The organism is Vibrio algivorus (genome assembly GCF_030161215.1).
GTDB classification, from domain to species: domain Bacteria; phylum Pseudomonadota; class Gammaproteobacteria; order Enterobacterales; family Vibrionaceae; genus Vibrio; species Vibrio algivorus.
In genome coordinates this window covers 112775-128838 of record NZ_BSPV01000006.1, presented here as the reverse complement: position 1 = coordinate 128838, position 16064 = coordinate 112775, and the positions used below count along the sequence as shown (strand labels likewise).

At 41.3% G+C, this 16064-nt stretch carries 12 protein-coding genes and 2 tRNA genes; 11 read left to right on the top strand and 3 right to left on the bottom strand.

All coding sequences use genetic code 11. From position 1 onward, the window contains the following. Positions 1-8 precede the first annotated feature (8 nt). Positions 9-3239 carry a carbamoyl-phosphate synthase large subunit gene (gene carB, locus QQJ93_RS09580; protein WP_089122422.1) on the top strand — a complete coding sequence of 1077 codons (3231 nt, stop codon included), beginning with the start codon at positions 9-11 and terminating at the stop codon, positions 3237-3239. A gap of 257 nt (positions 3240-3496) precedes the next feature. On the opposite strand, the gene dacB is transcribed toward carB, so the two are convergent. Then, entirely contained in the window at positions 3497-4930 is a 1434-nt protein-coding gene (gene dacB / locus QQJ93_RS09575; RefSeq protein ID WP_089122423.1) for a serine-type D-Ala-D-Ala carboxypeptidase, read from the bottom strand. A gap of 102 nt (positions 4931-5032) precedes the next feature. Continuing rightward, entirely contained in the window at positions 5033-6079 is a 1047-nt protein-coding gene (locus QQJ93_RS09570; RefSeq protein ID WP_089122424.1) for a porin, read from the bottom strand. Between the two features lie 712 nt (positions 6080-6791). Between QQJ93_RS09570 and greA the strand changes: the two genes are divergently transcribed. Continuing rightward, positions 6792-7265, top strand: a complete 474-nt coding sequence (gene greA, locus QQJ93_RS09565) for a transcription elongation factor GreA (protein ID WP_089122425.1) — start codon at positions 6792-6794, stop codon at positions 7263-7265. Between the two features lie 154 nt (positions 7266-7419). Here greA and yhbY read toward each other — a convergent pair whose 3' ends face one another. Then, complete coding sequence (gene yhbY, locus QQJ93_RS09560; protein ID WP_089122426.1) at positions 7420-7716, bottom strand: ribosome assembly RNA-binding protein YhbY; 297 nt, start codon at positions 7714-7716, stop codon at positions 7420-7422. A gap of 190 nt (positions 7717-7906) precedes the next feature. Here yhbY and rlmE point away from each other — a divergent pair, with 190 nt between their 5' ends. The 9 genes from rlmE (at position 7907) to nusA (ending at position 16050) form a co-directional block, all read left to right on the top strand. Beyond that, entirely contained in the window at positions 7907-8536 is a 630-nt protein-coding gene (rlmE, locus tag QQJ93_RS09555; protein WP_089122427.1) for a 23S rRNA (uridine(2552)-2'-O)-methyltransferase RlmE, read from the top strand. 49 nt (positions 8537-8585) lie between these two features. Further along, on the top strand, positions 8586-10565 hold the full coding sequence (ftsH, locus tag QQJ93_RS09550) for an ATP-dependent zinc metalloprotease FtsH (protein WP_089122428.1): 1980 nt from the start codon (positions 8586-8588) through the stop codon (positions 10563-10565). 146 nt (positions 10566-10711) lie between these two features. Beyond that, the gene (folP, locus tag QQJ93_RS09545) at positions 10712-11542 is read left to right on the top strand and encodes a dihydropteroate synthase (RefSeq protein WP_089122429.1); all 831 of its coding nucleotides are present in this window, start codon (positions 10712-10714) and stop codon (positions 11540-11542) included. Positions 11543-11599: 57 nt separating this feature from the next. Further along, complete coding sequence (glmM, locus tag QQJ93_RS09540; RefSeq protein ID WP_431313590.1) at positions 11600-12937, top strand: phosphoglucosamine mutase; 1338 nt, start codon at positions 11600-11602, stop codon at positions 12935-12937. A gap of 211 nt (positions 12938-13148) precedes the next feature. Further along, positions 13149-13493, top strand: a complete 345-nt coding sequence (secG, locus tag QQJ93_RS09535; protein ID WP_089122431.1) for a preprotein translocase subunit SecG — start codon at positions 13149-13151, stop codon at positions 13491-13493. Positions 13494-13531: 38 nt separating this feature from the next. After that, positions 13532-13616, top strand: a tRNA-Leu gene (locus tag QQJ93_RS09530). 67 nt (positions 13617-13683) lie between these two features. Beyond that, positions 13684-13760: transfer RNA gene (locus QQJ93_RS09525), tRNA-Met, on the top strand. A gap of 327 nt (positions 13761-14087) precedes the next feature. Next, positions 14088-14543, top strand: a complete 456-nt coding sequence (gene rimP / locus QQJ93_RS09520) for a ribosome maturation factor RimP (protein ID WP_089123545.1) — start codon at positions 14088-14090, stop codon at positions 14541-14543. A 19-nt stretch (positions 14544-14562) separates the two neighbouring features. After that, positions 14563-16050: a transcription termination factor NusA gene (nusA, locus tag QQJ93_RS09515; RefSeq protein ID WP_089122432.1), complete on the top strand. Its 1488-nt coding sequence runs from the start codon at positions 14563-14565 to the stop codon at positions 16048-16050. The last annotated feature ends 14 nt before the right edge of the window (positions 16051-16064 follow it).

Genomic DNA, 16064 nt, shown 5'->3' with positions numbered 1-16064 from the left:
TGTAGAAAATGCCAAAACGTACTGACATAAAAAGCGTACTGATTTTAGGTGCTGGCCCAATTGTTATCGGTCAGGCTTGTGAATTTGACTACTCTGGCGCTCAAGCATGTAAAGCTCTGCGTGAAGAAGGTTATCGAGTTATTTTGGTTAACTCTAACCCAGCAACCATCATGACTGACCCAGAAATGGCTGATGCAACTTATATTGAGCCAATTCATTGGGAAGTCGTTCGTAACATTATTGCTAAAGAGCGCCCAGATGCGGTATTACCTACCATGGGTGGTCAAACTGCATTGAACTGTGCACTTGATTTAGAAAAACACGGCGTACTTGAAGAGTTTGGCGTGGAAATGATCGGTGCAACAGCGGATGCAATTGATAAGGCAGAAGACCGTTCTCGTTTCGATAAAGCGATGAAGTCTATTGGTCTTGAGTGTCCACGTGCTGATACCGCAAAATCAATGGAAGAAGCTTACAAAGTTCTCGATATGGTGGGCTTCCCTTGTATCATCCGCCCTTCATTTACCATGGGTGGTACTGGTGGTGGTATCGCATACAATAAAGAAGAGTTCGAAGAAATTTGTCGTCGCGGTTTAGACCTTTCACCAACTAATGAACTTCTAATTGATGAATCATTGATTGGTTGGAAAGAATACGAAATGGAAGTGGTTCGCGACAAAGCGGATAACTGTATCATCGTATGTGCGATTGAAAACTTTGATGCAATGGGTATTCATACAGGTGATTCGATCACCGTGGCACCTGCTCAAACATTAACAGATAAAGAATACCAATTAATGCGTAATGCTTCTTTAGCAGTATTACGTGAGATTGGTGTTGAAACTGGTGGTTCAAACGTACAGTTTGGTATTAACCCGAAAGATGGCCGCATGGTTATCATCGAGATGAACCCACGAGTCTCTCGTTCATCGGCACTTGCTTCTAAAGCAACTGGTTTCCCTATTGCAAAAATCGCAGCAAAATTAGCAGTAGGCTACACGCTTGATGAACTGATGAATGACATCACAGGTGGCGCAACTCCAGCATCATTTGAACCAACCATCGACTACGTTGTGACTAAGATCCCTCGTTTTAACTTTGAGAAATTTGCTGGTGCCAATGACCGTCTAACTACTCAAATGAAGTCGGTTGGTGAAGTAATGGCGATTGGTCGTAATCAACAAGAGTCGCTACAAAAAGCATTACGTGGCTTAGAAGTTGGCCGTAATGGTTTTGATGAGATGGTTGATCTAGATGCACCTGATGCATTGACTAAGATCCGTCAAGAGTTAAAAGAAGCTGGCTGTGATCGTATCTGGTACATCGCTGATGCATTCCGTGCTGGCATGTCGGTTGACGGCGTATTTAACTTAACCAATGTTGATCGTTGGTTCCTAGTTCAAATCGAAGAGCTAGTGAAACTAGAAGAGGAAGTTAAAGCGGGCGGTTACGCAGGTCTAAACGAAGAAGTATTACGTAAGATGAAGCGTAAAGGCTTTGGTGATGCACGTTTAGCGAAACTACTTGGTGTAGCAGAAAGCGAAATTCGTCGTGCTCGTGAGCAATACAATATCCACCCTGTTTATAAGCGTGTTGATACTTGTGCTGCTGAGTTCTCTTCAGATACCGCTTACATGTACTCATCATATGATGAAGAGTGTGAAGCGAACCCAACTGACCGCGATAAAATCATGGTATTGGGTGGTGGTCCAAACCGCATCGGTCAAGGTATTGAATTTGACTACTGCTGTGTGCACGCATCACTGGCATTACGTGAAGACGGTTACGAAACCATCATGGTGAACTGTAACCCTGAAACGGTTTCTACCGATTACGATACGTCTGACCGTTTATACTTCGAACCAGTAACACTGGAAGATGTGCTTGAAATCGTACGTATCGAGAAACCAAAAGGCGTGATCGTACAGTACGGTGGACAAACGCCATTGAAACTGGCTCGTGCATTAGAAGCGGCTGGTGTGCCAATTATTGGTACTAGCCCAGATGCGATTGACCGCGCGGAAGACCGTGAGCGTTTTCAAACTGCTGTAGACCGTTTAGGTTTATTACAACCTGAAAATGCTACTGTGACTACAATGGAACAAGCGATTGAGAAATCACGTGAAATTGGTTACCCGTTAGTAGTTCGTCCTTCGTATGTACTTGGTGGTCGTGCGATGGAAATCGTATATGACGAACAAGATTTACGTCGTTACTTCAATGAAGCAGTAAGTGTTTCAAATGAATCTCCAGTCTTACTTGACCTATTCTTAGATGATGCGGTTGAAGTGGATGTAGACGCAATTTGTGACGGTGAGCAAGTGGTGATTGGCGGTATCATGGAGCACATTGAGCAAGCCGGTGTTCACTCTGGTGACTCAGCATGTTCACTACCAGCGTATACTTTAAGCCAAGAAATCCAAGATGTAATGCGTGAACAAGTTGAAAAGCTCGCGTTTGAGCTTGGTGTACGTGGCTTAATGAATACCCAGTTTGCGGTGAAAGATGGCAAAGTATACCTAATCGAAGTGAACCCTCGTGCAGCGCGTACGGTTCCATTTGTATCAAAAGCAACAGGTGCACCACTAGCCAAAATTGCAGCTCGCGTAATGGCTGGTCAATCTTTAGCATCACAAGGTTTCACCAAAGAAATCATTCCACCTTACTATTCAGTTAAAGAAGTAGTATTACCATTTAACAAATTCTTAGGTGTGGATCCACTGTTAGGCCCAGAAATGCGCTCAACTGGTGAGGTGATGGGAGTTGGTAAAACATTTGCTCAAGCTTTTGCAAAAGCAGAACTGGGTATTGGTAATGTTTACCCTGAAGGTGGTCGTGCATTACTTTCTGTTCGTAAAGAAGATAAAGAGCGTGTCGTCGAGTTGGCATCTCAGTTAATCAAACTAGGTTACCAATTAGATGCAACACACGGTACTGCAGTCGTACTAGGCGAAGCGGGTATTAACCCTCGTTTAGTGAATAAAGTGCATGAAGGGCGTCCTCATATTCTTGACCGTATCAAGAACAATGAATACACCTATATTGTAAACACTGCAGCTGGTCGTCAAGCAATTGAAGACTCAAAAGTACTACGCCGCGGCGCATTACAAGAGAAAGTGAACTACACCACTACCTTGAATGCGGCTTTCGCAAGTTGTATGGCGCACAAAGAAGACAACCGCTCTAATGTAACGTCTGTACAAGAGTTGCATGCGAAAGTGAAAGAGTCTTTGTCTTAATCAAGTAGCTTTACTAAAGCGTTAAAATAAACCCACTTTAGTTGTGAAGCTAAAGTGGGTTTTTGTTTGTAGGGGATGGGGTTTCTAGGTGCTGGTCCCTAGTTCCTAGGCAGTTGTCGCTGAATAGTTACCGAAATAAATAGACATTTGCGCTTGCTTTATATAGTAAGCGTAGAAAGCAACCCCTCCAGGAACCAGGAACCAGGAACCAGGAACCAGGAACCAGGAACCAGGAACCAGGAACCAGGAACCAGGAACTAGGAACTAGGAACTTTCTCCACCGTCGCCTTAATCAAATTCTGATAAAACGCTTGCTCAAACTGCGTCAGTGGTGGAATCGTGCTGGTGTTGTTTTGAGGGTGATAATCCGTTATCAATTGCACAAACATAGTTGTTGGCTCGCCTTGGTCATTGAGTACAAAACCGGCCATATTGTGAGTGGCAAATAAGGAGCCGCTTTTCGCGACAATATTGCCTTTTATTGGCGCTTTTCTCATGCTGGAGCGATACTTTAATGTGCCATCTATACCAGCAGTTGGCATCAAGCGAATGAAATCCAGTTTATGATCATTGGCTTTAATATACTTTAATACCGAATATAGTTGATTAGGTGATACGCGGTTGTTACGAGAAAGACCTGAACCATCTTCTAAAATGGCGTTAGATAAATCGACTTTGGCTTGTTTCTTTAAAATTTGTTTTATTGCATCGGTGCCATTAGCAAAAGATCCAGCTTGATTAAAGTAATGCTCGCCTAAGGTTTTGGTTAGGTTGTTGGCATATAGATTATCGGAATCTTTTAACATGTGTTCTAGTAGAACAGGCAACGGTACTGATAAATGTTTCGCTAGTACCTTTGTGTTCTTGGTTTGTTGTTTGTTGGATAGAGTCGTGGCTAATTGAATACTGCCTTTAAGCTTTATACCTTGCTCGTCTAAAATTTGGTGCAATGTTGCTGAGGCATACAAAAATGAGTTTTGCACAGCAAAGTTAAGAGGTAGTGGTTGATCTCGTTTCACTAAACAGCCTGATAAGCGGTAATGGTTAGCAGGAGTCGTAGTCAACTCTAAATCACAGTACTGTTCTTTTTGTTGTTTGCGCGTAATTGCAGTTGCAGTAGTACTCACATTAACGGGCTGATGCTTTGGTGTGAATACACGAGTGCTCCCATCTGCATTAGTATAAATTGATGCCATCACACAGTTGCCATTTAAGGTAATCGCACTTGAAGGTGTACTGTAGCAGACCCCGAGAATATCCCATGGCCAACCAACTGCTTTTTCATAACCAGTAAAGGCACTGTTATTTAGAATAAGATTGCCGTTAATCGTCGATATATTAGCGTTTTTTAGTAACTGGCTAATGTCGGAGGAAGTTAAGCTCGGATCACCAGAAAAGCGTATTACGAGATCTTTACCATTTTGCTCTAACTGTGTGGAGTAGCGAAAATTATCACCCAATTCAATTTTAGCCGCTAGTGCTGTCATGAGCTTTAATGTGCTTGCTGGTGGAAATAATTGATCATTGTTTTGTTGCAACAATGTAGAGCTTGGTGATTTAGCAATTAAGCCTACGCGAGTGCCTGATGGGAGAATATCACTACTTGGAAAATGTGGTTTGATGGGCGCAGTGTAGCTTGAAACAGAGAACAAAAAAGAAGTTGCTAGGGTAATAACAGAGGTGAAACGCATAGTTCAATCCATGAAGTGGAGGAGCGCAAAGTATAAACAAAAACGCCTACTAAAATAAGTAGGCGTTTGAAGATTCTTATCTAACCTCTAAGAGGCGCAGAATTAGAATGCGTAACGGAAACCAACTTGAATTTGGTCTTCAGTTTGTGCGTCAGTAGCTGCGTCGCCATCAGAAAGAAGGTTTAATTGGTATGCACCGTATACAGTTGCATGCTCACCAAAGTAACGGGCATATTCAAGAGCAACGTTGTTCATGTTTAATGAATCAAACTGATCTTTATCTGCATTGAAGTAGTTATACGTCATGTTTACGTTGTTATCACCAAAAGTGTAACCTGCGTAAAGGTCAGCAGCGTTGAAGTCTGTTTCTGCAATAGATGTATCAGCAGTTGAGATTGTACCGCCTTCATACGTTGCAGCAACTAAGATGCCGTTTTTCGAGTAACGAGCAGCAGCTGTATAAGTGTTGTTGTCGCCACTGTCTACAACGTCTGTACCAGTACCATTTGCATCAGTTTGCGCGTAACCTAAACCAAGCTCGATAGCGTCAGTTAGTTTGTATGCAGCAATAACACCGAAACCATCTGCATTTTGAGTGACAGGAGTACCATCTGAATCAGAGTCACCTTGAACACTTGCTTGAATAGTTAGCTTTTCAGTGTTGAAAGCGTAACGTAAAACGTTGTTTGCACGGTCAGACGTTGCAACGTTGTATTCGTTGATGTAACCAGAGAACACTTCCGCCATATCGGTGAAGTTCGTTAGGTAAGTAAATGCGTTATCTTGGTGACCGTAAGTTAGAGCACCGTAAGTTTGTGAAGTTACACCAGCGTATAGGTAACGAGTATTGAAAGCTGCGTCATCACCTACTGGGTCGCTGTTTTCAGTTACTTCAAATTCTGTAAAACCGATGAAAGAAATGTCATCGTTTAGCTTTTGTTCACCGCCGATATTTAGACGAACACGAGAAGCATCTTTATATTGGTTATCATCTGCATCAGTTTTATTCGCATCAGAGAAGTTAGCACGAACTTCAACACGGCCACCCATATTTAAAGTAGAAGTGTCATCTTTGTAGATAGTTGCTGCAGAAGCGGCAGTTGATACTGAAGCAGCGGCCACTGCTAAAGATAATAATGTTTTTTTCATTGTATTAATCCTAACTGATTTTTAATTATCCATATAGGATGAAAGCCATCCTATGGGAGCGCATTTTACTGCATTTTCCTTTTTTAACGTAGTGAATTTCTTATTGATTTTAAACAATATTTATGAATTCACATAAATAAAACGAATGGTTGTATTAATCCGAATCGTTTAAATTAATATTGGTAGTTTAATGACTACTCTATAACTTGCTTGTATACACACTGTTGCATGCATGGATTTCATTTTATCCAACTAATATATAGTGCATATATTGATAGCTGGCATAAATAATTGCTGCGTGTGTTGTACCGTGTAAGTTCCTGTTCAAGGTAGTCAAATGATCTCAAAATACCTAAAATTTAAAGTTTTCATCCTGTTTTTAGCTTTTTAATTTGATGTTTTTTATTTTATTCAATTAGTTACTGGGTTGGTTTTGTTTTTGTGATGGGTGTCACAAGTTTGTTTTTTTTAGATTTTTGCCGCGAAATTAACTAAAAATAGTTGCGTTTTAGAAAAAAATTAAAGTTTTAAAAGTGCCTGTATTTTCAATGAAATGTGATTGAGATCTTATTTTTATAGTGACGAAATAACCAAGTTTAATTACACTAGTTGCCAATTAAATATTCTAACGGCACCTACTCAGCAATAAGTTGAGTGGGTATTTTTTGTCTGAGGTTCGCTCTTTGGAGTTGAAGTCGGAGTGAGGTTTAAAATGGATAAAGTCCCAATGACCGTGTGTGGTGAGCAATTACTACGTACAGAATTAGAAGCATTATTAAAACGCCGCCCATTGATCTCGGCAGCAATTGCCGAAGCGCGTGAATTAGGTGATTTAAAGGAAAATGCTGAATACCATGCTGCCCGTGAAGAACAAGGCATTTGTGAAGCTCAGATCCGCGATATTGAGTATAAGTTGTCTGTTGCTCAGGTAATTGATGTGTCTAAAATGGATAATACTGGAAAAGTTATTTTTGGAACGACAGTAACCTTGCTTGATATAGATACTGACAAAGAAGTGAAATATAAAATTGTCGGTGATGATGAAGCGGATATCAAAGCGGGTAAAATTTCAGTAAGCTCACCAATTGCTCGTGGTTTGATCGGTAAAATGGAAGGCGATGAAGTGGTTATTTCAACTCCAGGTGGGGATAAAGACTTCGAAATCACTCAGGTAGATTATATTTAATCGACATTTGAAGGTGATTTGATTCTCTAGGCTCAATAGACCCTAGTTAAGGCTGCAGTGACTGTGGCCTTTTTTGTAAATAAAATATTAACCAAAAAAAGATCGCGCTAGGCGATCTTATATTTGGAGTAAGTTGAAGCTAGCAAGTAAGTGATTACTTACGAGGAATCTCAATTTTACGCTGCTCGCTTTGACGGAATAAAACCAAAACTTTACCAATGGTTTGTACTTTTTCCGCTTTAGTTTCACGAACAATGGCGTCTATAATTAGTGACTTGGTTTCACGGTCTTCAGAAGCAACTTTGACTTTAATCAGCTCGTGATGGTCAAGTGCAAGCTCAATTTCCGCAAGAACAGCTTCAGTCAATCCATTTGCGCCCATTAGCACGACAGGTTTTAAACTGTGAGCTAATCCTTTCAAGTGCTGCTTTTGTTTGGTGCTTAGGTTCATTGTGCGGCCATTTTTTTATAGTATAAGGGTTGAAAACATCTATTTTAGCGCCATCTATTGTGGAAGACTATATTTTCCGTAATAGTTTTTATAGGGATATTGATCGCAACGGCTCTTGTGATGTTTTCTGCAGTAGCTGAAGCTTCCCGCCACTCTGTGCAGGAAGTATTGAATAATCAGTAGGAATAAAATGAGTAAGAAAAAACACTCGGCCAGTTCTGGTCGTTGGTTACAAGAGCATTTTGATGATAAATATGTAGCAGAAGCTCAAAAGCGAGGCTACCGCTCACGTGCTATTTTCAAAATTGAAGAAATTCAAGAAAAAGATAAACTCTTAAAACCTGGAATGACAGTGGTGGATCTAGGCGCTGCACCTGGCGGCTGGTCTCAATATGCTGCTGAAATTGTAGGCGATGATGGACAAGTAATAGCTTGTGACATTTTATCTATGGATTCGATCGTAGGTGTTAGCTTTCTTCAAGGGGATTTTCGTGAAGAAGCAGTGTTAGAAGCCTTACTAGAACGCATTCAACCTGATATGGTGGATGTTGTAATGTCTGATATGGCACCTAATATGAGTGGGAATCTTGCTGTAGACCAACCTAGAGCTATGTATTTAGTTGAATTAGCACTGGATATGTGTCGACAAGTTCTAGCTCCTGATGGTAGTTTTGTGGTTAAGGTATTCCAAGGCGAAGGCTTTGACCAGTACGTCAAAGATGTACGAGAAATGTTTAAAGCTGTAAAAATTCGTAAACCAGACTCTTCACGTGCGCGTTCTCGTGAGGTATATATCGTAGCTACAGGATATAAACTGTAGTAATCTACTTTTAATTAATAGTGACCGAGAGGCTGACACCTTGAGTGACATGGCAAAAAATTTAATTTTATGGCTAGTAATCGCCGTAGTTTTGATGTCAGTTTTCCAGAGCTTTGGGCCTGGGGACAGTAACGGAAAAGCGATTGATTACACATCCTTTGTAAAAGACGTTGGTCAAGGCCAAGTTCGTGAGGCAAAGTTCAAGGATAGAGAAATTACCTTTGTTCGAACTGATAATTCTCGCAATGTAACTTATATGCCGGTTTATGATGATAAGCTTCTCGACGATCTTATTAACCAAAATGTGAAAGTATCGGGTACACCACCTGAGCAACAAAGCTTATTAGGTACTATCTTCATTTCTTGGTTCCCTATGATTTTATTGATTGGGGTGTGGATTTTCTTCATGCGACAAATGCAAGGCGGCGGTGGCAAAGGTGCTATGTCGTTTGGCAAGAGTAAAGCTCGTATGATGGGTGAAGAGCAAATCAAAACGACTTTTGCAGACGTTGCTGGCTGTGATGAAGCAAAAGAAGACGTAAAAGAGCTGGTTGATTATTTACGTGATCCAAGTCGTTTCCAAAAACTTGGTGGTAAAATTCCAACTGGCGTATTGATGGTTGGTCCTCCTGGTACCGGTAAGACTTTATTGGCAAAAGCCATTGCAGGTGAAGCGAAGGTACCATTCTTTACTATTTCTGGTTCTGATTTCGTAGAAATGTTTGTTGGTGTGGGTGCCTCTCGTGTACGTGACATGTTCGAGCAAGCGAAAAAAGCATCACCTTGTATCATCTTCATTGATGAAATTGATGCGGTAGGTCGCCAACGTGGCGCCGGTGTTGGTGGTGGTCATGATGAACGTGAACAAACACTAAACCAAATGCTGGTTGAAATGGATGGTTTTGAAGGTAACGAAGGTATTATCGTTATTGCGGCAACTAACCGCCCTGACGTACTAGACCCTGCATTACTTCGTCCTGGTCGTTTTGACCGCCAAGTTGTGGTTGGCTTACCCGATGTTCGTGGTCGTGAACAAATCCTGAAAGTACACATGCGTAAAGTGCCGTTAGCTGAAAATGTTGAGCCGTCATTGATTGCACGTGGTACTCCTGGTTTTTCAGGTGCTGATCTTGCAAACCTAGTAAACGAAGCTGCATTGTTTGCCGCACGTGGTAACAAACGTAATGTTTCTATGGTTGAGTTTGAACTCGCTAAAGACAAAATTATGATGGGTGCTGAGCGCCGCTCAATGGTATTGACAGAGGAAACTAAAGCATCAACGGCATACCACGAAGCGGGTCATGCGATTGTTGGCCGCTTAGTTCCTGAGCACGATCCTGTTTATAAAGTGTCAATTATTCCACGTGGTCGTGCATTAGGTGTGACTATGTACTTACCTGAGCAAGATCGTGTAAGTATGTCTCGTCAACATTTAGAGTCCATGATTTCTAGTCTTTATGGCGGTCGTTTGGCAGAAGAACTTATTTATGGTTCAGAAAAAGTATCGACAGGTGCTTCTAACGATATTGAACGTGCAACTGATATTGCTCGTAAGATGGTGACTCAGTGGGGTTTCTCTGAAAAACTTGGTCCGTTGCTTTATGCAGAAGACGAAGGTGAGGTCTTCCTAGGTCGTTCGGTTACACAAACTAAACATATGTCTGATGATACCGTTCGTCTGATTGACCAAGAAGTGCGAGCATTAATTGATCGTAACTATGAGCGTGCAAAGAAAATCTTAGAAGACAATATGGATATCATGCATGCGATGAAAGATGCATTGATGAAATATGAAACTATTGATGCAGGTCAGATTGATGATTTGATGAATCGCGCAGAGACCGTTCGTGCTCCACAAGGCTGGACTGATAGTGAGGCGAAACCTGCAGAGCCGACTGCTAAGGCACACGATCCTAAAGTAGAAGAAGCTAAGGTAGAAGAAACCAAGGCTGACGAAACTAAAGGTGAATATAAGCCTGATTCTGAACAGTCAAAAGATGACAATGAATCAAAAAATAAAGATTCATAATCTTTTATAAGCATAGCCAAGCCCTGATGAAAGTCGGGGCTTTTTGCTTTTTACCCTACACCAGATTAACCTACACCTTATTTAAGCAAAGCTGAGGTTATCGAGTCTTCTACCTAGCCTAAGCAACTCTGAGTACTATTTTTGCTATGAAATTAATTTCTAATCACAAACAACTTGACCTTAGCCGTCCCCAAATTATGGGGATTTTAAATGCCACTCCTGATTCTTTTTCTGATGGAGGCAAGTTTCATCAACTTGATAAAGCACTCTTACAAGTTGACGCTATGATAGAAGCGGGTGCGAGTATTATTGATATCGGCGGAGAGTCAACTCGCCCTGGAGCAAAGGAAGTAACGTTAGAAGATGAATTAAGCCGTGTTATTCCATTGGTTAAAGCTATTCGTCAAAAATCTGATGTCTGGATTTCCATTGATACCAGTAAAGCGGAAGTGATGAAGCAAAGCATTGAATGTGGCGCAGATATTATTAATGATGTGCGTTCTCTTCGCTTATCAGGAGCGCTTGATGTGGTTGCTAAAGCAAATGTTCCTGTATGTATCATGCACATGCAAGGTGAGCCTAAAACCATGCAAGATAACCCTGAATACCAGGATGTATTACAAGATGTCGATGATTTTCTGACTCAGCGTATTGAGCAATGTATTACTGCAGGAATTAAACGCGAAAATATAATTATTGATCCAGGTTTTGGTTTTGGTAAAACTTTAGAGCATAATTACCGTTTACTAGCAAACCTTGAACATTTTCATCAATATAAATTACCTATCCTTGCCGGAATGTCGAGAAAATCTATGGTATCAAAAGCCTTAGGTAAGCCAACCAGTGAATGTGTTATAGGTAGTGTGGTTTGTGCGACATTAGCTGCTCAGCAAGGGGCTCAAATTATTCGAGTCCATGATGTACAAGAAACTCAAGATGCCATGCGTATTCTTGAAATGATCCAAACTAATAGATAATTCAATTTAATTAATGATAGTTCATTAGTTAAGCCGTTTGAGGAATAAGGACAAATCATGTCAACGAGAAAATATTTTGGTACCGATGGTGTTCGTGGCAAAGTGGGTGATTACCCAATTACTCCTGATTTTGTATTAAAGCTAGGCTGGGCTGCGGGCCGCGTATTAGCCAAACAAGGCACCAAACAAGTTATTATAGGTAAAGATACTCGTATTTCTGGCTATATGCTTGAATCAGCATTAGAAGCCGGCCTGGCTGCTGCCGGATTAAAAGCGATATTAACTGGTCCAATGCCAACACCTGCTGTGGCTTATTTAACACAAACATTCCGAGCAGAAGCAGGAATAGTGATCTCGGCATCTCATAATCCTTATTACGATAATGGTATTAAATTCTTTTCATCGGAAGGCACCAAATTACCAGATGATATTGAACTGGCGATTGAAGCAGAACTTGAAAAAGACATCGAGTGCGTTGAATCCGCTATGTTGGGTAAAGCCAAGCGTATGGTAGATGCTGCTGGTCGTTATATTGAATTTTGTAAGAGCACTTTCCCTAACGAATTAAGTCTTAAAGGCCTAAAAATTGTCGTCGATTGTGCACATGGTGCGACGTATCATATAGCTCCTAGTGTCTTCAGTGAATTAGGTGCAGATGTGATTACAATGGGCTGTGAGCCAAATGGTCTTAATATCAATGACCAAGTGGGAGCCACTGATGTTCGTGCACTTCAACAGCGCGTATTGGATGAAAAGGCTGATCTTGGCTTAGCATTTGATGGTGATGGTGATCGAATCATCATGGTTGATGAACTTGGCAACAAAATTGATGGTGACCAGATTGCTTATATCATTGCTCGAGATGCTCTGCGTCGTGGTGAGTTGAAAGGTGGGGTAGTCGGTACTTTGATGACCAACCTAGGCATGGAAAACGGCTTGAAACAACTAGGTATTCCTTTTGTTCGTTCAAAAGTTGGCGATCGTTACGTGATGGAACAGTTGTTAGAAAAAGGCTGGAAAATTGGTGCAGAGAACTCTGGCCATGTTATTTTGCTTGATAAAGTTACGACTGGCGATGCGATTGTAGCCGCACTACAAGTACTTGCTTCAGTTGTAGGTAGTAAACTATCACTTAGTGCCTTAGCATCAGGTATGACGTTATATCCACAAGTTTTGGTGAATGTTCGTTTCTCTGGTGATAGCGATCCTTTGCAAAACCAAGCGGTACTAGACTCAGTGAAAAACGTTGAATCTCAGTTAGGTGATAAAGGCCGAGTGCTATTACGTAAATCAGGTACTGAACCACTGATCCGAGTCATGGTTGAAGGTGAAGATGCACAGTTAGTTGAATCTTCGGCAAATGCAATTGCTGAAAAAGTAAAAGAGAATTGCTAAACAGCTTAAGGCTAGTGGTGAATTACCATTGGCCTATTTATTGTTATTTTGTCCCTTTTTTAATCGTTTGAACCGCAAGTTATACTTTTTTGGCAATTTTCACTTGTCAGCTAGTGTTGCTTTGGTTAGTATCACTCCGCCTCATTAGGGAGGTGCGTTGTTGCTTTTAATCAAAAGCAACAGCTCAGAAATTTAGAACATAGGTGGAAAAATGTTAACAGTTCTACTTGTGATTTATCTACTGGTTGCGCTTGGTGTAATTGGCCTAGTGTTGATTCAGCAAGGTAAAGGCGCAGACATGGGAGCCTCTTTCGGGGCTGGAGCCTCAAATACAGTATTTGGCTCTGGTGGCTCAGGTAATTTCCTTACCCGTTCAACAGCGATTTTCGCAACAATTTTCTTTGTTATTAGTTTGGTTCTTGGCCACATGTCAACGGCTAAGCATGAATCTAAGTTTGCTGCACCACAGTTAAGTGTTGAGCAGAATACAGATAAAGAACAAGTTGCTACTGATGAAATCCCTGCACCTAAGAATGGTGACGAGATTCCTCAGTAACTGTTGCTTTAGCAACTGTTATTCTTAATAAGAATATTGCCGAGATGGTGAAATTGGTAGACACGCTAGCATGAGGTGCTAGTGCCTTAGGGTGTGGGGGTTCAAGTCCCCCTCTCGGCACCATTGTTTGTAAAGCTTGTAATGTCTATAGCAGCGAGTATAATGCGCTCAGATAGAAAGCAAAATCGGACGCGGGGTGGAGCAGCTTGGTAGCTCGTCGGGCTCATAACCCGAAGGTCGTCGGTTCAAATCCGGCCCCCGCAACCAATCCTTAATAGGATATGCTGTTATAAGTTTTCGTGTTAAAAGTCTAACTTTTGGCACAGCTAAGCTAAAATATATGCTTAGTAATATCAGGGTCCAGCAATAAAAAACCCCGACTTATCGGGGTTTTTTATTATCTGCATAACTTGGTTGGTTAAAATAGACCGATCAAATTATTAACTATGCGGATAATGCATGGTGTTTGAATTGGGCTTTAAGCCCTTTTTTTGTTTCTGGACGATCGGCTTTAAGTTTAGCTTCTTGGTTTTGTTAGCTTTTTTATTTGTTAAAGCAACAGGATGTGGAGAAAGCTTCATTTCCGGAGAGAGTATGACTGGTTTAGAAAAACAATTAACCGAATTATTGGAAGCGCCAGTGGCGGCTTCTGGTTATGAATTAGTTGGCTTGGAGTTCATCCGAGCTGGTGAACACTCCACATTGCGTATTTTTATTGATCATGAAAATGGCATCAATGTTGATGATTGTGCAGAAGTTAGCCGCCAAGTAAGTGCGGTGATGGATGTTGAAGATCCGATTACGGTTGCATACAACTTAGAAGTTTCCTCACCAGGTTTAGAACGTCCACTGTTCAAACCTGCTCACTACCAGCAATTCATTGGTCACGATGTAAACTTGGTATTGAAAATGGCGGTCAATAACCGTCGTAAGTGGAAAGGCGTAATTACCGCTATTGAGGGTGAAATTGTTACCATTACCCTAGATGGCAACGAAGAACAATTTGCTTTAAGTAATATTTCTAAAGCTAACTTGATACCAAAATTTTAAGTCTGAAGAGGCGATAACAATGAACAGAGAAATTTTAGCGGTTGTTGAAGCAGTTTCGAATGAAAAAGCTGTTCCCCGTGAGCGTATTTTTGAAGCATTAGAAATTGCTTTAGCTACGGCAACAAAAAAGAAGAGCCCACACGAAATCGAAGTGCGCGTTGAAATCGACCGTAAAACTGGTGATTTTGAAACATTCCGTCGTTGGTTAGTGGTTGAAGAAGTTGAATTCCCAACGAAAGAGATTTCAATTGAAGCTGCTCAATACGATAACGAAGAAATTGAGCTTGGTGGCTACATTGAAGATGATATGGAGTCAGTAACTTTTGACCGTATTACTACTCAAACGGCTAAGCAAGTTATCGTACAGAAAGTACGTGAAGCTGAACGCGCTCAAATTGTTGAACAATTCATCGATAATGAAGGTGAGTTAGTTACGGGTGTTGTAAAGAAAGCAACACGTGATGCTGTTATCGTTGATCTTGGTAATAATGCAGAATCTGTGATTTTACGTGAAGACCAATTACCACGTGAAAATTTGCGTCCAGGTGACCGTATTCGCGGTCTTCTATATGCAGTTAAACCTGAAGCACGTGGTTTCCAACTATTCTTAACTCGTTCTAAGCCTGAAATGCTGATTGAACTGTTCCGCATTGAAGTGCCAGAAATTGGTGAAGAATTAATTGAGTTGAAAGCAGCAGCTCGCGATCCAGGTTCTCGCGCTAAGATTGCAGTGAAAACTAACGATCGCCGTATTGACCCAGTTGGTGCTTGTGTTGGTATGCGTGGCGCACGTGTACAAGCAGTATCTGGCGAGCTTGGTGGTGAGCGTATCGATATCGTTCTGTGGGATGATAACCCAGCGCAATTTGTGATTAATGCAATGGCTCCTGCCGATGTGGCTTCAATCATTGTTGATGAAGATTCACATTCAATGGATATTGCGGTTGAAGCTGATAACCTAGCTCAAGCGATTGGCCGTAGCGGTCAAAACGTACGTCTTGCTTCTCAACTTACTGGTTGGGAATTAAATGTAATGACGGTAGCTGAATTGAATAGTAAGCACCAAGAAGAATCGGTTGCTGCTATCGAAGGCTTTATGAAGCATTTAGATATCGAGCAAGATTTTGCCGAATTACTGGTTGAAGAAGGTTTCTCTACTCTTGAAGAAATCGCTTACGTTCCAGTAAACGAATTACTTGAAATTGATGGCCTTGAAGAAGAGCTAGTTGAAGAGTTACGTGCTCGTGCGAAAAATGCATTGACTACGTTAGCGCTTGCTCAAGAAGAATCATTTGAAGGTTTAGAGCCTGCTGAAGACCTACTTGCTTTAGACGGCTTAGAGCGCGAAATGGCGTTTAAACTCGCGGCTAAAGGGGTAGTGACTTTAGAAGATTTAGCTGACCAAGGCACCGATGACTTAGAAGGTATCGAAGGCCTAGATGAACAACGTGCAGGCGAATTAATTATGGCCGCGCGTAACATTTGCTGGTTTGGCGACGAAGAATAATTTTCAGCAAGGAG

Coding starts and splice junctions, on each gene's coding strand:
- rlmE (WP_089122427.1), top strand. CDS start 7,907: ATGAGTAAGAAAAAACACTCGGCCAGTTCTGGTCGTTGGTTACAAGAG.
- nusA (WP_089122432.1), top strand. CDS start 14,563: ATGAACAGAGAAATTTTAGCGGTTGTTGAAGCAGTTTCGAATGAAAAA.
- rimP (WP_089123545.1), top strand. CDS start 14,088: ATGACTGGTTTAGAAAAACAATTAACCGAATTATTGGAAGCGCCAGTG.
- carB (WP_089122422.1), top strand. CDS start 9: ATGCCAAAACGTACTGACATAAAAAGCGTACTGATTTTAGGTGCTGGC.
- dacB (WP_089122423.1), bottom strand. CDS start 4,930: ATGCGTTTCACCTCTGTTATTACCCTAGCAACTTCTTTTTTGTTCTCT.
- QQJ93_RS09570 (WP_089122424.1), bottom strand. CDS start 6,079: ATGAAAAAAACATTATTATCTTTAGCAGTGGCCGCTGCTTCAGTATCA.
- secG (WP_089122431.1), top strand. CDS start 13,149: ATGTTAACAGTTCTACTTGTGATTTATCTACTGGTTGCGCTTGGTGTA.
- glmM (WP_431313590.1), top strand. CDS start 11,600: ATGTCAACGAGAAAATATTTTGGTACCGATGGTGTTCGTGGCAAAGTG.
- ftsH (WP_089122428.1), top strand. CDS start 8,586: ATGGCAAAAAATTTAATTTTATGGCTAGTAATCGCCGTAGTTTTGATG.
- greA (WP_089122425.1), top strand. CDS start 6,792: ATGGATAAAGTCCCAATGACCGTGTGTGGTGAGCAATTACTACGTACA.
- folP (WP_089122429.1), top strand. CDS start 10,712: ATGAAATTAATTTCTAATCACAAACAACTTGACCTTAGCCGTCCCCAA.
- yhbY (WP_089122426.1), bottom strand. CDS start 7,716: ATGAACCTAAGCACCAAACAAAAGCAGCACTTGAAAGGATTAGCTCAC.